The following is a 20,162-nucleotide window of genomic DNA, read 5'->3' as shown; positions in this document are numbered from 1 at the left end:
AGTTCAGGGATGCAATATCTGAATTTTTCAGCCATACGTTACCGGAGATAGCGGGTTCTCTGACGTCCCGAATTAACGATAATTTTCAGGTGCTCAAATCTGTGTCTTGAGGTTTATTGGGTATATATCCTGGGTATCGGTTAACAAACGTGGAACAGCGACAGGCCCGAATGAAAGCGGCGACCATCACATCGTTCCCGCTCAATAGCTTAACCAGTAAGCGCACTCCCTAAATCCCAACAAAGTGTCATTCTCTGGGGAGAATGATGATATTTCGCACACCGGAGCCCTGATGGCTTATCCGTCAGGCCGCGTAGTGTCATATCTGGACGTTGCCACAATGATATTATCGTTGAGAAACGAAACAGATAACGACAGATATTTATCTTTTTATGTCGCGGACAGCGGATATATCAAGGCAAATATTCTGCACATTGACGATTATTGGGTATACTTCAATGTGCAGATTGCACTGCTTCAGGATTTTGCGGTTATGACGGGTGTATCAAGACGTACATCGTGAATGTTGAAGTGGATTAGAACCCGGGTTATCGGGTCTGATGAAAATGTTCATCGTGAAACAGTAATGGAGATAGGGATAGATGGGATTATTAAGTTTTGTGAAAGAAGCGGGCGAAAAAGTCTGGGATGCCGTATCCGGCGGCAGCAAGGAAGATCAGGCCGATAAGCTGAAAAAACACATTGATAGCCTTAACCTGCCTGGTGCCGAAAAGGTCAATATTGATGTCGCGGACGATGGTACCGCGACGGTGACGGGCGACGTCGGCTCACAGGAAGATAAGGAAAAAATTCTGGTAGCGGTAGGTAACGTCACCGGGATTGGGCAAGTCAATGATAGCGTTACTGTGACGCAAAGCGGGGCGGAAAGCCGTTATTACACGGTGAAATCCGGCGATACCCTGAGCGCCATCTCGAAAGCAATGTATGGCTCCGCCAATGACTACCCGCGTATTTTTGAAGCCAATAAACCGATGCTGACGCATCCTGACAAGATCTATCCGGGTCAGGTACTGATTATCCCGGCGAAGTAAGTCGTGAATTAAAGATTATTAGCAATGTTTGTAGGGAGTCGGCAATGGGATTATTCGATCTAATCGGCGGCATGTCTGGCGGGCAGGCTGGCAAGGCTGAGCAACTTCAGGCGATCATGGCCTGGATTGAACAGCAGGGCGGTATCCAGGGAATTCTGGAAAAATTTCGCAACGGCGGCTTAGGTGAAATCGTCGAGTCGTGGCTTAGCCAGCAGAGCAATATGCTGGTAAATAGCGAGCAGATCGCTTCGGTGTTTGGTTCGCCTGCGCTACAGGAACTCGGCGCGAAACTGGGCATTGATTCGCAAACCGCCTCGGCGCTAATTGCCGAATACTTGCCAAAAATCGTCGATGGTCTGTCACCGCAGGGCGAAGCATCGGCTGAGGGCGATCTGGTCTCTGCAGGGATTAATCTGCTGAAAGGTAAGTTATTTAGTTAGATTTACGTCATTTGAGTATTCACGCGTGGCAAATTACAGGCCTGTATTCAGGCCTGAGACTGATGATAAACCTGTATCAGATATTGTGCCCGCATTTGCGCCGGGCGGCGGCTAACGCCTTGCCCGGCCTACAAAAATTATGATATCAATAGGTTACACATCACCTGTCGGTCCGCGCAAGCGAAACGCCGCCGGGCGATTCCTGAACAATGCACGCGGATGACTGCCCCCTAACTGACCAGCATTATTCTCGCCGCTACCCGTATCCCAGAACCGGCACAACCCGATCGCACCTGAACCACTACAGATCAGGCGCTGAGGATTAATTTTTGGCGATCAAACGTTCCGGTAACAAAAAGCTGAAACACGTGCCTTTACCCGGCGTACTCTCAATTTCCAGACGGCTGTCGTGATGACTAATGGCATGCTTGACGATCGCCAGCCCCAGTCCACTGCCGCCGGTCTGCCGCGAACGCGCTTTATCCACCCGATAAAAACGTTCAGTCAGGCGTGGAATATGTTCCGGCGCGATCCCCGGCCCGTTGTCCTCCACACGGAACAACGCCCCGTGCGGCGCACGCTGCCAGCTAACGGTGATTTCCGTTCCCGCCGGGGTATGATTAACCGCGTTATACACCAGATTGGAAATCGCGCTACGCAACTGTTCTTCATTGCCCAGCACTTTTAGCGCCTGATCGACTGAAAAATGCAAAACATGCTTCTGCTGGCTTAGCGTTTGTGCCTCGCGTTCAACGAGCCGCAGCATCATCGGAACATCAATTTTATCGTTCATCGCCAGCACCGGCGCCGCTTCAATTCGCGACAATGTCAACAACTGTTTCACCAGCCCTTCCATACGCTGCGTTTGCTCGCGCATGGTGTGTAACGCTTTTTCGCGCGTGGCCCCGGCCAGTTCCTGCTCCTGCATCATCTCCAGATACCCCTGCAATACCGTCAGCGGGGTACGTAACTCGTGGCTGACATTGGCAAAAAAATTACGCCGCGCCCCTTCGAGATTGTGCATCTGCGTAACATCGCGCGCCACCATCAACAGTTGATTATCGCTATAGGGCATCACGCGAATTTCCAGATGGCGGGCATTATTCAGCACCAGATTAAGCGGTTTTGAAAAGTCTCTGTATTTCAGATAGTGGGTAAATTCAGGATAGCGCAGAAGATTAAGGATATTCTGCCCATTATCATCCGGCCAGCGCAGATTCAGCAGTTGCTGGGCCAGACCGTTGCACCAGAACATGACGCCATCTTCCGTGGTCAGCACCACCGCATCAGGCAGAGATTCCGCACCGCTGCGAAAACGCTTAATCAGGCTACCCAGTTCGCGTCGACGCTTTTTATTACGCATCTGCATCTGATGCAGACCGTACAACAGCGGTTCCCAACTGCCGCTGCCAGGCGGCGGCGTCATGCTGCGATCAACCCACAGCCACCACGACAGGCGCATAAGATTCCAGAAATGCCAGATAAGAAGCGTTGTCACCGCCGCTAACAGAAACCACGGCAGATGACCCAAAAGCGCCCCGAGGATCAGGGCCGGGATACAACACAAGAAAAGCTCAAGCGCCAGCCTTTTCCATGACAGCCGTTCCAGCACGGGTCACACTCCTGTCAACATTCAGAAACGGGTAGAGAAACGATATCCCGTGCCGCGAACCGTTTGCACCATCCGATCATGGCCGCTATGTTCCAGCGCTTTACGCAGACGACGAATATGCACGTCCACCGTTCGGTCTTCTACATAGACGTTAGTTCCCCAGACATGATTCAGCAACTGTTCGCGGCTATAGACCCGTTCCGGATGTGTCATGAAGAAGTGTAATAATTTAAACTCCGTTGGCCCCATCTCCAGCGGATTTTCGCCGGTCATCACGCGATGTGAAGACGGATCGAGGCTCAGCCCCTGCATCTCAATCACCTCTTCCACCGCCATCGGCGAAATGCGTCGCATCACGGCCTTAATCCGCGCCACCAGCTCTTTCGGTGAGAATGGTTTGGTAATGTAATCATCCGCTCCGGTTTCCAGCCCGCGGACGCGATCTTCCTCTTCGCCGCGTGCGGTCAGCATCACCACCGGAATATCGCGGGTCATCGCTTCACGCTTAAGTTGTTTAATAAACTGCAGACCTGACCCACCCGGCAGCATCCAGTCAAGGAGGATCAAATCAGGCCAGGGTTCATTGAGTTGATTAACCGCGCTGTCAAAATCTTCCGCCTCAACCGGCTGAAAGCCGTTTTGCTCCAGCACAAAGCAGACCATTTCACGGATTGGAGCTTCATCTTCAACGACCAGAATTCTTCTCGCCATTATTTACCCTGTATTTTTTAGCCATCAGTATAGAAGTGCGCGGCCATTATGCGTCAGATTTATGACAGATTTATGAAAAAATGACGGACTGATGAACACGGATTTTGAATTATGACACGGACTTAACTCACCGCAGAGCGGTGTTATCCGGGGTGCTTAAAGGCGGCACGGGAGCAGGTCTCTGGCGCACAGGTAACGATGTCACCGGGGCGAGCGTAGCCAACACATAAGCAACCAGGAGTATGACAGGTATATAATACCGCTTACGTTTTTTCGCTAAGGGACCACTATGCGCATCCTTCACACGTCAGACTGGCATCTGGGCCAGAATTTTTACAGCAAAAGTCGCGCCGCTGAGCACCAGGCATTTCTCGACTGGCTGCTGTCCCGCGCACAGGAGCATGACGTTGATGCGATTATTGTCGCTGGCGATATTTTTGATACCGGCTCTCCGCCAAGCTACGCGCGCGAGCTGTATAACCGTTTTGTCGTTCAGCTACAGCAAACCGGCTGCCAGCTGGTGGTGCTGGCAGGAAACCACGATTCAGTGGCGACGCTTAATGAATCGCGGGACATTCTCGCCTTCCTGAAAACCACGGTGGTGGCCAACGCGGGTCACGCTCCCTTTATTTTGCCGCGGCGCGACGGTTCACCGGGGGCCATTTTTTGCCCGGTGCCCTTCCTGCGCCCGCGTGAACTGGTGACCAGCCAGGCCGGACACTCCAGCGGCGAAAAGCAGCAGCAGCTTCTCAACGCCATCAGCGACTACTACCAGCAGCAATACCAGCAGGCCTGCGCCCTGCGCGGCAACCAACAACTGCCAATTATTGCCAGCGGCCATTTAACCACCGTCGGCGCCAGCAAAAGCGATGCAGTTCGCGAAATCTATATCGGTACTCTCGATGCTTTCCCGGCAAGCCACTTCCCCCCTGCCGATTATATCGCGCTCGGCCATATACACCGGGCGCAGATCGTCGGCGGCTGCGAGCATATTCGCTATAGCGGCTCGCCCATCCCGCTGAGCTTTGATGAAACCGGAAAAAACAAAAGCGTCAATCTGGTGACCTTTCGTGACGGCCGCCTGGCGGAGGTCACGCCCCTTATCGTGCCCATCACCCAGCCGCTGGCGGTCTTAAAAGGCGATTTCGCCAGTATTGGCGAGCAGCTTAATCAATGGCAAAGCGACGATCGGTCACCTGCCGTATGGCTGGATATCGAAATCACCAGTGATGAATATTTACATGATATTCAAAGGAAAATTCAGGAAAAGACCGAAACGCTCCCGGTAGAAGTGCTGCTGGTGCGCCGCAGCCGCGACCAGCGCGAGCGCATTCTGGCGGGAGAAAGACGGGAAACCCTCAACGAACTACGGGTCGAGGATGTCTTCGCCCGTCGTCTGGCGCTGGAAACCCTGGAAGAGGCGCAACAGCAACGCCTGGAACACCTGTTTAATGCAACCCTGCATAGCCTGAACGGTGAGGACCGCCTGTGAAAATCCTGAGCTTACGCCTGAAAAATCTCAACTCGTTAAAAGGTGAATGGAAAATCGATTTCACCCGCGAGCCGTTCGCCAGCAACGGACTGTTCGCCATCACCGGGCCAACGGGTGCCGGGAAGACCACGCTGCTGGATGCCATCTGCCTCGCGCTGTATCACGAAACCCCGCGCCTGAGCAGCGTGTCGCAATCGCAAAACGATCTGATGACCCGCGATACCGCCGAGTGCCTGGCGGAAGTGGAATTCGAAGTTAAAGGTACCGCCTACCGCGCCTTCTGGAGCCAGAACCGGGCAAGAAACCAGCCGGACGGTAATCTGCAGGCCCCGCGCGTCGAACTGGCGCGCTGCGACGACGGCAAAATCCTCGCTGATAAAGTCAAAGATAAGCTGGAGATGACCGCCTCGCTCACCGGGCTGGACTACGGCCGCTTCACCCGTTCAATGCTGCTATCGCAGGGGCAATTCGCCGCCTTCCTCAACGCCAAACCCAAAGAGCGTGCCGAATTGTTGGAAGAGCTAACCGGCACCGAAATTTACGGCCAGATTTCCGCTCTGGTCTTTGAAAAACATAAGCTCGCTCGCGTTGAGCTGGAAAAAATACAGGCCCTGGCCTCCGGCGTCCTGTTGCTGAGCGATGAACAGCAGCAGTCACTCCAGAAAAGTTTGCAAGCGCTTACTGATGAAGAAAAACAGCAGATTAGCGAACAGACCCGTCTACAACATGCGTGTCAGTGGCTGGTGCGTCGCGACGAACTGACAGCGGAAGACCGAAAAGCGCAGGCCGCGCTGCGCGAGGCCCGACAGGCTCTCGAACAGGCCCAGCCGCAGTTGACTGCGCTACTCAATGCGCAGCCTGCGGAGCATTTACGCCCGCACTGGACGCGTCAGCAGGAACAAACCGCCGCGCTGGCGCAAATTCGCCGCCAGAGAGAAGAAGTAAATGCTCGCTTACATGAGAAATTACGCTTACGGGCTGGCATTCGTCTCGCCGCGCAGCAACAGTCAGAACGCCTGCACGCTCTCCGGCAAACGCTATCAGCATGGCTGAAAGAGCACGAGCGCTATCAACAATGGGAAAATGCGCTGGCGGGCTGGCGGGCGGCGTTTCAACAACAATCACGTGACACCCAGCAGCAATCCGCATTACAACAGCGTCTGGAGGAAGCCAGCCGCAAACTGGCCGAGCTACCGTCCGCCAGCCTGACGCTGGATGCCGAACAGGTCAGCGCCGGACTGTCTCTGCACGCCGCCGCCCGGCCGCTTCGCCAGCAACTCTCTGCTCTGCATAGCCAGTTGCAACCACTGGGCCAACGTCTGGAACAGCTCAATCGCGCCGGGCAGACCAGTAAGCAGGAGCAGACGCAACTGGAAGCCACGCTGGCCCGGCGTCGTCAGGCATATAAAGAAAAAAATCAGCAGTTCAGCGATGTCAAAGCCTTGTGTGAACTGGAAGCGCGTATCGCCAGTCTGGAGGCTGAACGTACCCGCCTGCAGCCCGGCTCGCCCTGCCCGCTCTGTGGCTCTGAACAACACCCGGCCATCGCCGCATATCAGGCGCTGGCTCCTGACGTTAATCAGGCGCGGCGCGATGCGCTTGAGCGTGAAGTCAAACAACTGGCGGAAGCTGGCGCGCTGGTACGTGGCGAGCTGGATGCGTTGCTTAAGCAGCAGCAAAAAGAAGCCGCCGAGAAAGCATCACTTCTTCAGCAGAAGCAAGCGCTTACATTACAGTGGCAAGAGACGATCGCTGGATTGAATATCAACCTGACGCCGCAGGACGATATTCCCGGCTGGCTAAATACGCAGCAAGAGCATGAACAGCGACTGTACCAGCATCAACAGCGTCTGGCCTGGCAGACCCGACAGCAGGAGAGCCAACAGCAGCTACAGCAGCTGCGGCAAGAACACGCGCAGCGTAGCGCCGCGCTGGAGAGTGAACTGGCCGCATTCGCCCTTAGCTTACCCGCCGCGGACCAGGCCGCGGGCTGGCTGGCGCAGCGGGAAGAAGAGAGCCGCAGCTGGCAAGCTAAACAGAACGAATTAACGGCCCTGCAGGAACAAATCCAACGGCTTTCGCCGCTGCTGGAGACCCTGCCGGAAACGGAGCAGCAGACCGAGCCTGCGTCGATCGAGGGCTGGCGTCAGGTACACGATGACTGCCTGGCGCTCCAGAGCCAGTGGCAAACGCTGGGGCAGCAGGAAAACCAATTACAGGCCCAACTGACAGAGACCGCACAACAGTTCAGCGCCGCGCTGGCCGCCAGCCCGTTTGCCGATCGGCAGGCGTTTCTCGCCGCGCTGCTGGATGAAGAAACGCGCCAGCGGCTCGAAAACCTGAAGAAGACACGGGAAAGCTCGCTACAGCAGAATCAGGCGCTGGCGCTGCGGGCCCGCGCCGCGCTGGATAGCCATAGCCAGCAACCGCCGCAGGAAAGCGATAGTAGCCAGCCGCTTGAGCAGGTGCGGGAAAAGCTCCAGCTGTTGACATCGCAGTTGCGGGAAAACAGCGCTCGCCAGGGCGAAATTCGCCAGCAGTTGAAGCAGAATGCCGAAAATCAGCAGCGTCAACAGACGTTACGCCAGCAGATGGAGCACGCCGCGCAAGAAGTGGATGACTGGGCGTGGCTGAACTCACTTATCGGCTCCAAAGAGGGCGATAAGTTCCGTAAGTTTGCGCAAGGCCTGACGCTGGATAACCTGGTGTGGCTGGCCAACCATCAGCTCAACCGCCTGCATGGCCGTTATCTGCTACAGCGTAAGGCCAGTGAAGCGCTGGAACTGGAAGTGGTAGATACCTGGCAGGCGGACGCGGTACGCGATACGCGGACGCTTTCCGGCGGCGAGAGTTTTCTTGTCAGCCTCGCGCTGGCGCTGGCACTGTCCGATCTGGTGAGCCATAAAACGCGGATCGATTCGCTGTTTCTTGATGAGGGCTTCGGTACGCTCGATAGCGAAACCCTTGATACCGCGCTGGATGCGCTGGACGCACTGAATGCCAGCGGCAAAATTATCGGCGTGATCAGCCATGTCGAGGCAATGAAAGAACGCATTCCGGTACAGATTAAGGTAAAGAAAATCAATGGGCTGGGCTATAGCCGTCTGGATAAGATCTTCGCGGTGGAGTGAGGCGCGGCTTCGCTGGTGCGCCCCGCCCCATTTGGTGAGCCCGCAATCAATCAGCGACGACCTGAGCGCTGAAAGTCATAATATCCAGAGGCGAAAACACAGCTCGCTTCTGAAATAACACGAGTTACACCGATTTACAGCGGCCACAGCCAGGCCGCTCCGCGCACGCCGCTGGAGTCACCGTGCGCCGCTTTACGAATCGGCGTCTCGCATTCGCCGCCGAATACCCACGGTTTCAGCAAATTCGGCACCGTCTGATACAATCGGTCAACGTTGCTCATTCCCCCGCCCAGTACAATAACGTCCGGATCGAGGATATTCACGACGTGCGCCAGTGATTTCGCCAGCCGCATCTCATAGCGGCTCAGCGCCAGTTCCGCCAGCGGATCTCGCTCGCCGACGCGCTGCATAATCTCGCTCCCCTTCAGCGAATGACCGCTTAAGCGATGATAATCAGTAGTAAAACCGGTGCCGGAAATAAATGTTTCAATACAGCCCTGCTTGCCACAATAGCAGGGCACCTCTTCCCGATAGCGCAGTTCGTCGTCATCCATCCACGGCAGCGGATTATGCCCCCACTCGCCCGCCGTCCCGTTACCGCCAATATGCGCGCGACCGTTAAGCGCCACGCCAGAACCACAGCCGGTGCCAATAATCACCGCAAATACCGTTTGCGCCCCGGCCGCCGCGCCATCCACCGCTTCCGAAACCGCAAGGCAGTTCGCATCGTTCGCCAGCCGTATTTCCCGTCCCAGGCGCTGACTGAGGTCTTTATCAAACGGCTGACCGTTGAGCCAGGTCGAATTAGCATTTTTAACTACGCCCGTATAGGGCGAAATTGAACCAGGGATGCCGATACCGACCGTACCTTTCTGCCCGCTGGCCTGCTCAGCCATCTCCACCAGCGAGGCTATCGTCTCTATCGTCTGCCGATAATCCTCTCTCGGCGTCGGCAAACGGTGGCGAAATAACTGCTCCCCCTGGTCGCTTAGCGCGATGACTTCCGTTTTTGTTCCACCTAAATCAATCCCAATACGCACTGTTAGTTCCTCACCCCGATTAACAATGCAAGCATAGCGACAATTCGCTATCATGCCCGCTGGATTTAATAAAAAAGCCGTGGAAATTATCATGCTTTGGTTCAAAAATTTAATGGTTTACCGTCTCAGCCGCGACATTTCCCTGCGCGCGGAGGAGATGGAAAAACAGCTTGCCGGTCTGGCGTTTACTCCGTGCGGCAGCCAGGATATGGCCAAAACCGGTTGGGTACCGCCGATGGGTTCGCACAGCGATGCGCTGACGCATACCGCAAATGGCCAGATCGTTATCTGCGCGCGTAAAGAAGAGAAGATTCTGCCATCGCCGGTGATCAAACAAGCGCTGGAAGCGAAGATCCTCAAGCTGGAAGCTGAACAGGGCCGCAAGCTGAAGAAAACCGAAAAAGATTCGCTGAAAGATGAAGTGCTGCACGCCCTGCTGCCGCGCGCCTTCAGCCGCTTTAGCCAGACCATGATGTGGCTCGATACCGTCAACGGATTGATTATGGTGGACTGCGCCAGCGCTAAAAAAGCGGAAGACACGCTGGCGCTGCTGCGTAAAACCCTGGGCTCGCTGCCGGTTGTCCCTCTGGCTATGGAAACCCCGATCGAGCTGACGCTAACCGAGTGGGTACGTTCCGGGACCGTCGCTCAGGGCTTCCAGCTACTGGACGAAGCGGAGCTGAAAGCTATGCTGGAAGATGGCGGTGTGATCCGCGCGAAAAAGCAGGATCTGGTCAGCGACGAGATCGCCGTGCACATTGAAGCCGGTAAAGTCGTGACCAAACTGGCGCTCGACTGGCAGCAGCGTATTCAGTTCCTGATATGCGATGATGGTTCGATTAAACGTCTGAAGTTCTGCGATGAATTGCGCGATCAAAATGAAGATATTGACCGGGAAGATTTCGCTCAACGCTTTGATGCGGACTTTATTCTGATGACCGGCGAACTGGCAGCGTTGATTCAGAATCTGGTGGAAGGATTAGGCGGCGAAGCGCAGCGTTGATATTCTGAGCTCCTTCCTGCACCGGCAGGAAGGAGCTCAGGCGATGTCCCGTAGCAGGTCGTTGCGTCTAAAGCCCGGCATCGGCCCCCACACGCTATTGCGGGACACGGCCTGACATTACAGATAGCGGCATAAATAAGACGTTGGCTCAGCCACCTGCAAATTAAACTCGCTATTTCCCGGAACGTTGAATACTTCACCGGCGGCGTACACTTTCCACTCAGTCTCGCCCGGAAGAAGCACGTTCAGCGCACCGCTAACCACGGTCATCTCTTCCGGCTGCCCGGTGCCAAAGGTATATTCCCCTTCCGCCATCACGCCAACGCTGGCGCGACCGGTGCTGCTGCTGGTGAAACCAATAGATTTTACTTTTCCGTCAAAGTATTCATTGCTTTGAAGCATAAACTCGCCCTTATGATCTTGTGTTGAAGGCACAATATAGGGGGCGCTCGTTACCCCTGTCACGTAAAATTAACGCACGACGGCAGGTTAAACTAATAGTTCTGCCGCCAACCGAGAAACCAGCACATTTGACAACAGAACCGGGATATCCAGCGCTTTTTGTAACACGTCGCGATGCTTCTGGTGATAGCAAAGACAATCCATCATCAGCACATCCGCCCCCTGCTCGATTAACTCCCTGCCCGCCGCCAGTAAGTCGTCGTCGCTACCGGTAACGGGATTCGCCAACGCATAGTAGGGCGTATTTTTTAACACCCGCCATTTCTCCCGCTGCAACGGCAAAATCTCTTCAACCGGAACAATCACGCCGACCTGATGCCCATCAACAATCGATGCAACGAGCGGCGGGATAATTCTTTGCGGCTCAAGCAGAATCGCATTATTCGCGGTAAAATCGCCGAATGGATGGGTACTCATCAATAAAATAAGATCATAATTTTGTTTGTCGAGCATGGCGATAATGCGACGTAAATCGCGCTCAACCTTGTGCCGGGAGACCGGTATGATTTGCTTATCGCTGAGCAAGATCAGCAGCGTCTCCTCACCAGCTTCAGCGCCATAGTCTTGAATAACCTCTTCGCGCGTCATTTTGCCTGACAGGCTAATGTGGACAATCTGCTCTTCCCTGATATGTTCGGTCAAAAGCGGCAACATCTCCACCACCGGTACCACCCCAATGGTCAAAATAGCCATCAATGCACTACTCATATCATGTACCTTTTACTGCCACTGTTTTAAAACGAGCTTCTATTTACGACTTCTGCCCCCTGTTGGCTGAAAATCAACCGTCAAGAAGCGTAGCAGGTTACAGCTAATATGGCATGTAAAGATTCCAGAAACATCAAAAACGCTCCTGAAAAAACCAGCATCAGATAATCATTAGTACCGCTGATAAATTAAAGATGTGATATATGCCCGGTAACGATCTTTTCAGAACATATCCCGGGCGTGAGGGGGAATTATGATTTGTCAGGATCTTCATAGCGCCGTTTAGCATCCAGCGCTTCCTGTTCAGTGGGGTGTTCACTGATGAGCGAGTTCGGGGCAGGATAGTCAGCACGCAGTTCATACCAGGTTACCGTTTGGCCCTGCGGACCTTTTTCGACCGTAACAATACGCGCTTCTCTTGGATAGGGGGGTCTGGTCGGCATAGCGCTTCCTTTTTTATCTCGTGGATCCTAAAGTATAGGCGTTGCCGATCCGTTGTCCGTAAGCAAATTCTTAACTGGTATAGCTCACACCGCACACTGTCGCCATAATCTGTTCAACCACCTCATCCGGCGTAGCGGTGGCATCAATAATATGGTGCGCAGCCGTACGATACAGGGCTTCCCGTTGCGCCAGTATTTCGCCGACTTCATCACGAACGGGTTTTCCGGTCAGCGTCGGACGTTGCTCCGCTTTCGGATAGGCTTCCAGACGCTCAATCAGCGTCGAAACCGAGGCTTCAAGATAGATCACCACACCATTTTCACGCATAAACTGACGATTGTACTCACTGAGAATAATGCCGCCGCCGGTCGCAATAATCGTCGCTGGCTGCGAGACTCTTTCTAAAGCCTGAGTTTCCAGCGCACGGAAGCGCTCCCAGCCTTCCTGCTGAACGATAGCCGCGACCGTGCGCTGCTCATGTTCCTGCAGCTCATGATCAGTATCCGCAAACTGGTAGTTACGCGCTCGCGCGAGGGCGTGACCAATCGTCGTTTTACCGCAGCCGCGAGGCCCGACAAGAAAAATTAGCTGTGTCATTACCGAAGACCCCTTGGTTCCGCCATTGTGGTGCGGATAAATGAAAGCGAAAAGAGAAGCAATAGTACCGCAAACTTACTCAACACCAACCGTAAAATAAACGTTACACACCATCAATAAAACCTTTCACCTTACTTTACGAAAGGATATTGAATGTAAACTTATCATTGCACGTGGTGTTATGCTAGCTTTACTTTTATGCGAAAGCTATTTTTTGTTCTCAGTCTGGCGTAAACAGTAACACATTTCCGCATAGCTTTACGTAGTAACATATTTACAACACCCGTGTTTCAGAGCGACTCTGACGCCAACCAATCAGTATGACAGAGGAATGTATCATGCAATCTGAAGAGCAACGCCTTATTGATGGACTGTTTTCCCGGCTGAAAGAGGCCGAGACCCGCAGCGCATCACGCGATGCCGACGCCGAGGAGCAGATTGCCCGGCACATCAAAGAGCAGCCTTTCGCCCCTTACTATATGGCGCAAACCATCCTGATTCAGGAAGCGGCAATTAAACAGCTCAATGCCCGTATCCAGGCGCTGGAAAACCAGGTGACGCAACTTCAGGCCGCGAAACCCAGCAGCGGCGGGTTCCTTTCCGGCCTGTTCGGCGGCGGTCAGTCCCGTGGTTCCGCCCCGATTCCCGGCGCAGAGCAGTATGCTCGCCCGCAGACGCCTCCCCAGCCGCAGTACGCCCCACAGGCGCAGCAGCAAAACTATGCGCCTCAGGCGACCCGCAGCGGCGGCGGTTTTATGGCCGGCGCGCTGCAAACAGCAGCCGGCGTCGCCGGCGGCGTGGTGCTGGGGAACATGTTGACTCATATGTTTAGCGGTTCACACCCGCAGGAGATCGTCAACATTATTGAAGAGCAACCGCAGCCGGACCTGAGCCAGCCGCAGGACAGCAATGTCGCGGACGATACGTTCCGCCAGGATGACGGCCAATTCCTTGCCGACAATAATGACTATGATTCCGACTTTGATGCCGGTTTTGGCAACGATGATTTCGGCAGCGGCGACGATGACAGCTGGGTTTAACTCTGCTGACGCCTGACGTCTGACAGCCACTTCTCCAGCGCGGCGGCAAATTGCTGGCGATCGCGCTGAGATAAACTATCCGGACCACCGGTCTGCACGCCGCTGGCACGCATAGTTTCCATGAAATCGCGCATCGTCAGGCGTTCGCGAATGGTCGCCTCGCAGTAACGTTCGCCGCGCGGATTTAACGCCGCGGCGCCTTTTGCCAGAACGTCGGCAGCCAGCGGGATATCCGCGGTAATCACCAGATCGCCTGCGGCGCATAACCGAACGATTTCGTTATCCGCCACATCGAAACCCTGCGCCACACGTAGAGTACGGATAAAACGCGAGGGCGGAACCCGTAGCGGCTGATTGGCCACCAGCGTCAGCGAGGTTTGTGTACGCTCGGCGGCGCGGAACAAAATATCTTTAATCACATTCGGACATGCATCCGCATCAACCCAAATAGCCATTACGGCTCCTGTCGACAAAAAAGAGAAGTCATATTGTCACCTGCTTTTACCTTTCGTGAAAGCGACAAGGTGATAAGCTATGTCTCTAACGATAAAACAAGTAAAGGGGATTGATGATGGAGAAAAAAATCGGCTTTATCGGCTGCGGCAACATGGGGAAGGCCATTCTGGGCGGCCTGATCGCCAGCGGACAGGTACAGCCGGGGCAAATCTGGGTCTATACCCCGTCGCCGGAAAAAGTGGCAGCCCTGCATGACCAGTACGGCATTAATGCGGCGCAAAGCGCACAGGAAGTCGCTCAGGTGGCAGATATCGTTTTCGGCGCTGTAAAGCCGGGGATTATGGTCAAAGTGCTTAGCGATGTGGCTTCCAGCCTGAATAAAGACTCGCTGGTCGTTTCGATTGCCGCTGGTGTGACTCTCGACCAACTGGCGCGCGCGCTGGGCCACGACCGTAAAATCGTCCGCGCAATGCCTAACACCCCTTCACTGGTGAACGCAGGTATGACATCCGTCACGCCAAATGCGCTGGTCAGCCCCGAAGAAACGGCTGATATCCTGACCATCTTCCGTTGCTTCGGCCAGGCGGAAATCATCGCTGAGCCAATGATTCACCCGGTAGTTGGCGTCAGCGGTTCCGCACCGGCTTACGTATTTATGTTTATCGAAGCGATGGCCGATGCCGCTGTGCTCGGTGGGATGCCACGCGCGCAGGCCTACAAATTCGCCGCGCAGGCGGTGATGGGTTCGGCCAAAATGGTGCTCGAAAGCGGCGAACATCCGGGTACGCTGAAAGATATGGTGTGCTCGCCTGGCGGTACCACGATTGAGGCCGTACGCGTACTGGAGGAGAAAGGTTTCCGCTCCGCCGTTATTGAAGCGATGGCGAAATGCATGGAGAAATCAGAGAAACTCAGTCGTTCCTGATTGATCCCCCGGTGCCGGTTGAAAGCGGGTGAGGTTCCCCACCCGTTTGTTGTTATTTTTTCAGGCAAGTGCCCATAAATTTGCTTCGATCATCCCCTTTCAAAGACTGCCGGGTCGCCTGACTGTTGCAGTCGCGCATTTTTTGCTGCTGCGGCGTCAGGGTTTTGCCGTCCTGGGTTGTTGCATTTTTCTTCAGGCAGTTGCTCATAAACGTTTTACGTTCATCCCCTTTCAGCGACTTTGAAGAGGCGGCTTTATTACAGGCGCTCATCTTCTGCTGCTGCGGTGTTAACGTTTTTTCCGCAGCGCTGGCCCCTGTCATAAATACCAGGCCCAAAAGTAGCGTCGCAAGCAAGTTTATTTTCATCGTACATCCTTCTTTGAGTGAATCTTTGTAATTCTGGTCGCTAATGGAAAAAAAACCAGTCGGCAACGAAAATTCGTCGCTGACAGCCAATGCCAGGGCAGAGGGACGAGCGAAACGTCCCCCTGTCCGTTCACAGACAATGAATACGAAGAATATCCTGGTGTTCACAGTGAACGGAACAGGTCGCAGACCAAAATCTGAAGGAAATAAGGCACATGCCATTTTTGCCAAAACCACCTGAAAAGCGACATTCAGGCTGACAGGCATTCATCACCGGCAGCGGTCTATCACAGATTCAGCGCCGCTTTCATGGTGTAGAACAGATCGGTCTGGTCCGTTAACCCCACCACATTTGCCGCATATGGGCCGTAAGCAGCAATACGCAGTTGGGTTCCGGTATGCTCCATCGACGCCGCTTCTGAATTGCCGTAGCTTATCACCATCACCGAGCCGTCTTTCGTATTCAGCGCCTGAGTCAGGCCGGGAGCTTTCGTCTCCGCCGGGATAATCTGGCTGGAATGCGCATGATCGGCGGTAACGATAACCAGGGTATTACCGTCTTTTTGCGCAAACGCCAGCGCCTTCTGCACGGCTTCATCCAGATCAACGGTTTCCCCGATCTGACCACAGGGATTCGCCGCATGGTCCTGTTTATCAATCGAAGCGCCTTCCACCTGCAGGAAAAAACCTTTCTCATTGCCGCTCAGCAGATCGATGGCTTTTTCAGTCATCTGCGCCAGCGTCGGTACCGAAGCGTCACGTTTGGGATTTGGGGTACAGGTTACCGCCGCCTGCTCGATATTACCGTGATAAGACGCTTTCGGACCTTGCCAGCGTACCGGCATATTGCCCTGGGAGAAGAGTCCCAACAACGGTTTGTCCTGATTTGCCTGGCTAACGGCAGCCAGAGAACTGGCATCAGTGACAATTTGATAGCCGCGTGCAACAGCCTGATCGTGCAGAGTTTTCCCCTGCCACTCGCCAGCCGTGGCGATTTCAGCGAAGGTTTTCGCCCCGCCGCCAAGCGTCACATCGGCTCGGGCATTCAACAGTTGTTCAGTAATGGAGCCTTTACCGCCCTTTTCCAGCGCATTGCTGGCACATTTTTCACGGGTTACGCTCGGACCATAGCATTTACGTGAAGTGACGTGCGCCACCAACGCGGCTGGCGTCGCATCCTGCAGTTCCGCCGTTGAGACGTTACCGGTCGCTAACCCCGCCGCTTTAGCCAGCTCAAGAATGGTTTGATGAGATTTTTCATGAATGTCGACGCCCAGCGCGCCATTATAGCTTTTCACACCGGTCGTCCACGCGGTCGCGGAGGCGGCTGAGTCCGTGACATAATTCGGCTTACCGGTTTTTTTGTCCAACGAATAATGGGTGTACTGACCAGTCAGCGGCAGCGCGTCAATACCTTTAAAAAAACCGCCGGCCCCTTCAGCATAATTACGCGCGGCGGTAATTTCAGCATCACCCATTCCATCGCCAATCAGCAAAATAATATTTTTAGCTGGCTTATTAATTAACGACGCTCGCAGGGCCTCCGTCCGATCGCTGCTTAAACGCCGCGCGCCGCCCGGCGTAGTAATATCACCCTGAGCGGCCCGACTTTCCAAAAGCGGCATCATTGTTGTTTCTGCGTGAATAACCGGGGCGCCCAACAGAGGTAGCAAAGCAATAAACAGGACACGTAATTTCACTTTTATCATCTCCATGTAATAAATACTTTAAAAAACAACACGAGGGAGACTGTATAAAAGCGATGTGACAGTAAAATGACAGCATCCATACCCTGTCACAACACTAGCTACGAGGATGCTGTAATAGCTTCTTTATATATTGCTGCAATAACTGGGCGTCGCGATCGTCCACCAGCGGACCAGGGCTGGCCTCTTCGATTGCCCGCTCGATATCATTGATTAACGCCTGCCGGGTGTCCTGCGACATATGACGCAGGAGCGATGTGACCACCACTTCCAGCGCTTCAACCTGAGCCGTCAATTCCTTTGACTCTTCTTCCTTTTGTGCCAGTTTCACCAGTAGTTCAGCAATGAGATTCTTCACAACGCGTTATCCTTATGCGAGGTCCGTTTTCTGCTAGTTATGTCATACATTAGCCATCGGTTGCCACAATTATTTTTAGAAAATGGCTTTCCGTATCAATCAAAAATAAACGAAACGTTTTTCTCATTACCTATTTAACCAGGAATTTACTTAACGGCAGGTTAATAACCATATTCAACACCATAAGAATAAAATGGAATATCAGCGTTAATCCATAGCTACAACGTATCACCATAATATATCTGATAGGCCAGATTAACGCGGTCTGCCGCGTCTTTACCGGCCAGCCGCGCAATAAGTATTTCACTCGCCGTTTTACCTATTTCATAACGTGGGGTAATGACGCTGGCTATTTTTTGTAGCCGCGCGCGGCCAATTTCCAGACCATGAAAACCGGCAATAGCTATGTTTTGCGGCACAGCGATTCCCTGGGCCTGGCACGCCAGCAACACACCAACGGCCAGATCGTCGTTGGTACAAAAAATCGCGTCAATATCCGGTCGCGACTGCTGCATCTGCAGGAACATCTGTCGGCCAAGCGCAACTGAAGAGATCGTCCGCGGCGCCATGTGATACGCCTTCAGGCCATGCGCCGCCAGCGCCAGTTCGGTGCCGTGAAAACGGCTTAAATCCCGCGGATCGTCCATTGAACCAAAAAAGGCAATCGCCCGCTTGCCGCTTTCAAGGAAAGCGTTGGTCATGTCCCACGCCGCCTTTTCGTTATCGAAACCCACCTGAATATCCAGTTGCTGACCGCCGAAATCCATCAGTTCAGCAACAGGTATGCCGCTGGCACGCACGTACTGCACCATACGATCGCTATGCTGCTTACTGGTCAAAATCAGCCCATCAATATTGTAAGAGAGCAGATTGAGCACTTCACGCTCTTCGCGCTGTGGATCGTATTCGTAGTTGGCAATCAGCGTCTGGTAGTGATGCGCAGAAGTGACCGACTCGATTCCGGCCAGAACATCAGCAAAAATCTGGTTACGAAATGAAGGGATAAGCACGCCTATCGTTTTACTACGCGCGTTAAGCAGGATTTCCGGCGCCCGATTAGGGATATAGTTGTTCTCTTCCATGACCTTTGCAATCAGCTCACGGCTGCGCTGGGAAACCTGGCCGGGGTCGCGCAAATAACGGCTGACCGTCATTTTATTGAGTCCCGCCAGGTTAGCGATATCCTGTAATGTCATCCGGTTGTTTTTCATCAGGTTCTCTACGACATACGACTTATGCGTTCCCAGAGAACCTTATCACAGCAGCCAGGTTTTATGTTAACCCGTCACCTTTTTTGCTGTCACGGACGTTAAAGAAGGCGGGTTATTCGCACGAACGTTATACATCAACACCACAGAAGCCAGCAGCGCAATAGCCATGAAGGTATAAGAGACGCCGGGTCCGCCGGTAATACCGTTCAGATACCCCACCAGCCATGCGCCGAGGAAAGCGCCCAGCGCACCAAAGCTATTAATCAACCCCATCGATACACCTGAGACGTTACGCGGCAGCAGCTCGGGAATGAGCGCGAAGAATGGTCCATAAGGCGCATACATGCAGGCAGCGGCAATGACCAGCAACACATAAGAGAACCAGAATGCCTGGTTCCCCACTATCCACGAACCAAAAAACGCAATAGCGGCAATCAGTAATAATGGCCAGACAAACAGCTTACGGTTCTGGAACTTATCCGACAGCCAGGAGACCGTCAGCATCAGGCAGATCGCCGCAAGATACGGCACCGCCGCCAGCCAGCCTACCGCCACAATATCCATCTGCGCGGCGTTTTTCAGAATCGACGGCATCCACATCATGAAACCATACACCCCGATACTCCACAGCGCATGAACGGCGCAGAGCATAATCACATTGCGCGAGCGCAGCGCTTCACCATAGTTACGCACCGGCTTTATATTGCTCTGCTCGCTGTCCATTGCCTGCTGCAGGACCTGCTTTTCCCGATCGTTGAGCCAGGAAACGTCTGCGGGTTTATCGCGAACCAGAATCCACCAGCAAATCGCCCACAGTACCGCCGGAATACCCTCGATAATAAACATTTCGCGCCAGCCCCAGGCCTGAATCAGGTAGCCGGAAACAATGGACATCCACAGGACGGTCACCGGGTTGCCGAGGATCAGGAAAGTATTGGCTCTCGAACGCTCGGTTTTGGTAAACCAGTTGCTGATATAAATCAGCATCGCTGGCATTACCGCCGCCTCAACTATACCGAGAATAAAGCGAATCGCCATCAGCATCGGGATATTACTGACAAACCCGGTTGCCGCCGCGCAGAATCCCCATAATATCAGACTAAAGAAAATCATTTTCCGTACGCTGCGTTTTACTGCATATATCGCACCAGGCACCTGGAAAAAGAAATAGCCGAGAAAAAATAACGCGCCAATAAGTGAAGCGGTTCCTTTGGTAATACCTAAATCACTTTCAATTCCTGCCGCAGCGGCAAAACCATAATTTGCACGATCGAGATATGCCAGACTGTAGGTAATAAATATAATCGGCATTAAATACCACCAGCGGCGAGCTGGTAATTTCGAGAGCATTTGCATAAGCAATCCTCATATTATGAATAACATCACAGGGGGTTAATTCATTCTGCA

General features: G+C 53.7%; 20 protein-coding genes and 1 pseudogene. 8 read left to right on the top strand and 13 right to left on the bottom strand.

Annotation, left to right across the window (positions count from 1 at the left end; translation table 11 throughout):
* The 3 genes and pseudogenes from ABK821_RS21650 to ABK821_RS21640 all read left to right on the top strand — a co-directional run.
* Positions 1-110: pseudogene (locus ABK821_RS21650) on the top strand (IS630 family transposase); the annotation flags it as partial.
* Positions 111-602: 492 nt separating this feature from the next.
* The gene (lysM, locus tag ABK821_RS21645; RefSeq protein ID WP_138358205.1) at positions 603-1,052 is read left to right on the top strand and encodes a peptidoglycan-binding protein LysM; all 450 of its coding nucleotides are present in this window, start codon (positions 603-605) and stop codon (positions 1,050-1,052) included.
* A 44-nt stretch (positions 1,053-1,096) separates the two neighbouring features.
* Positions 1,097-1,492 carry a YidB family protein gene (locus ABK821_RS21640; RefSeq protein ID WP_343178798.1) on the top strand — a complete coding sequence of 132 codons (396 nt, stop codon included), beginning with the start codon at positions 1,097-1,099 and terminating at the stop codon, positions 1,490-1,492.
* A gap of 322 nt (positions 1,493-1,814) precedes the next feature.
* Here the strand turns inward: ABK821_RS21640 and phoR are convergent, their stop codons facing one another.
* Both phoR and phoB read right to left on the bottom strand, forming a co-directional pair.
* Entirely contained in the window at positions 1,815-3,104 is a 1,290-nt protein-coding gene (gene phoR / locus ABK821_RS21635; protein ID WP_343178799.1) for a phosphate regulon sensor histidine kinase PhoR, read from the bottom strand.
* A 21-nt stretch (positions 3,105-3,125) separates the two neighbouring features.
* A complete protein-coding gene (phoB, locus tag ABK821_RS21630; protein WP_138358211.1) occupies positions 3,126-3,815 on the bottom strand; it encodes a phosphate response regulator transcription factor PhoB in 690 nt (229 codons plus the stop codon).
* A 289-nt stretch (positions 3,816-4,104) separates the two neighbouring features.
* Between phoB and sbcD the strand changes: the two genes are divergently transcribed.
* Positions 4,105-5,307, top strand: a complete 1,203-nt coding sequence (sbcD, locus tag ABK821_RS21625) for an exonuclease subunit SbcD (RefSeq protein WP_138358213.1) — start codon at positions 4,105-4,107, stop codon at positions 5,305-5,307.
* The gene (gene sbcC / locus ABK821_RS21620) at positions 5,304-8,438 is read left to right on the top strand and encodes an exonuclease subunit SbcC (protein WP_343178800.1); all 3,135 of its coding nucleotides are present in this window, start codon (positions 5,304-5,306) and stop codon (positions 8,436-8,438) included. Before sbcD ends, sbcC begins: the two co-directional genes overlap by 4 nt.
* A gap of 134 nt (positions 8,439-8,572) precedes the next feature.
* Here the strand turns inward: sbcC and mak are convergent, their stop codons facing one another.
* Positions 8,573-9,478 (bottom strand): fructokinase, encoded by a 906-nt coding sequence (gene mak, locus ABK821_RS21615; protein WP_171034788.1) that lies wholly within the window; start codon positions 9,476-9,478, stop codon positions 8,573-8,575.
* Positions 9,479-9,569: 91 nt separating this feature from the next.
* Here mak and rdgC point away from each other — a divergent pair, with 91 nt between their 5' ends.
* A complete protein-coding gene (gene rdgC, locus ABK821_RS21610; protein ID WP_142501786.1) occupies positions 9,570-10,481 on the top strand; it encodes a recombination-associated protein RdgC in 912 nt (303 codons plus the stop codon).
* A 117-nt stretch (positions 10,482-10,598) separates the two neighbouring features.
* Here the strand turns inward: rdgC and ppnP are convergent, their stop codons facing one another.
* The 4 genes from ppnP to aroL all read right to left on the bottom strand — a co-directional run bounded on the left by ppnP (position 10,599) and on the right by aroL (position 12,692).
* Entirely contained in the window at positions 10,599-10,883 is a 285-nt protein-coding gene (gene ppnP, locus ABK821_RS21605; protein WP_112214097.1) for a pyrimidine/purine nucleoside phosphorylase, read from the bottom strand.
* Positions 10,884-10,970: 87 nt separating this feature from the next.
* Positions 10,971-11,651 carry an AroM family protein gene (locus ABK821_RS21600; RefSeq protein ID WP_171034789.1) on the bottom strand — a complete coding sequence of 227 codons (681 nt, stop codon included), beginning with the start codon at positions 11,649-11,651 and terminating at the stop codon, positions 10,971-10,973.
* 251 nt (positions 11,652-11,902) lie between these two features.
* Complete coding sequence (gene yaiA, locus ABK821_RS21595; RefSeq protein ID WP_138358221.1) at positions 11,903-12,094, bottom strand: protein YaiA; 192 nt, start codon at positions 12,092-12,094, stop codon at positions 11,903-11,905.
* 70 nt (positions 12,095-12,164) lie between these two features.
* The gene (gene aroL / locus ABK821_RS21590) at positions 12,165-12,692 is read right to left on the bottom strand and encodes a shikimate kinase AroL (protein WP_138358225.1); all 528 of its coding nucleotides are present in this window, start codon (positions 12,690-12,692) and stop codon (positions 12,165-12,167) included.
* A 338-nt stretch (positions 12,693-13,030) separates the two neighbouring features.
* Between aroL and ABK821_RS21585 the strand changes: the two genes are divergently transcribed.
* The gene (locus tag ABK821_RS21585; protein WP_138358228.1) at positions 13,031-13,732 is read left to right on the top strand and encodes a DUF2076 domain-containing protein; all 702 of its coding nucleotides are present in this window, start codon (positions 13,031-13,033) and stop codon (positions 13,730-13,732) included.
* On the opposite strand, the gene ABK821_RS21580 is transcribed toward ABK821_RS21585, so the two are convergent.
* The gene (locus tag ABK821_RS21580; RefSeq protein ID WP_343178801.1) at positions 13,729-14,187 is read right to left on the bottom strand and encodes a YaiI/YqxD family protein; all 459 of its coding nucleotides are present in this window, start codon (positions 14,185-14,187) and stop codon (positions 13,729-13,731) included. The two genes, ABK821_RS21585 and ABK821_RS21580, sit on opposite strands and share 4 nt — an antisense overlap.
* A 116-nt stretch (positions 14,188-14,303) precedes the next feature.
* On the opposite strand from ABK821_RS21580, the gene proC reads away from it, so the two are divergent.
* Positions 14,304-15,113 (top strand): pyrroline-5-carboxylate reductase, encoded by an 810-nt coding sequence (gene proC / locus ABK821_RS21575; RefSeq protein ID WP_138358327.1) that lies wholly within the window; start codon positions 14,304-14,306, stop codon positions 15,111-15,113.
* 52 nt (positions 15,114-15,165) lie between these two features.
* Here the strand turns inward: proC and ABK821_RS21570 are convergent, their stop codons facing one another.
* The 5 genes from ABK821_RS21570 to ABK821_RS21550 all read right to left on the bottom strand — a co-directional run bounded on the left by ABK821_RS21570 (position 15,166) and on the right by ABK821_RS21550 (position 20,111).
* A complete protein-coding gene (locus tag ABK821_RS21570) occupies positions 15,166-15,480 on the bottom strand; it encodes a PsiF family protein (protein WP_138358329.1) in 315 nt (104 codons plus the stop codon).
* Positions 15,481-15,767: 287 nt separating this feature from the next.
* Positions 15,768-17,195, bottom strand: a complete 1,428-nt coding sequence (gene phoA / locus ABK821_RS21565) for an alkaline phosphatase (protein ID WP_171034790.1) — start codon at positions 17,193-17,195, stop codon at positions 15,768-15,770.
* Positions 17,196-17,283: 88 nt separating this feature from the next.
* Positions 17,284-17,544, bottom strand: coding sequence for an anti-adapter protein IraP (iraP, locus tag ABK821_RS21560; protein ID WP_343178802.1), 261 nt, complete (start codon positions 17,542-17,544; stop codon positions 17,284-17,286).
* Positions 17,545-17,762: 218 nt separating this feature from the next.
* The gene (locus tag ABK821_RS21555) at positions 17,763-18,755 is read right to left on the bottom strand and encodes a substrate-binding domain-containing protein (protein WP_308561193.1); all 993 of its coding nucleotides are present in this window, start codon (positions 18,753-18,755) and stop codon (positions 17,763-17,765) included.
* A 66-nt stretch (positions 18,756-18,821) separates the two neighbouring features.
* Positions 18,822-20,111 (bottom strand): MFS transporter, encoded by a 1,290-nt coding sequence (locus tag ABK821_RS21550; RefSeq protein ID WP_343178803.1) that lies wholly within the window; start codon positions 20,109-20,111, stop codon positions 18,822-18,824.
* Positions 20,112-20,162: the final 51 nt, after the last annotated feature.

Source organism: Klebsiella sp. KE9456 (assembly GCF_043832615.1).
GTDB classification, from domain to species: Bacteria; Pseudomonadota; Gammaproteobacteria; order Enterobacterales; family Enterobacteriaceae; genus Klebsiella; species Klebsiella indica.
The sequence above is the reverse complement of the archived record's forward strand: the minus strand, read 5'-3'. Positions and strand labels throughout refer to the sequence as shown.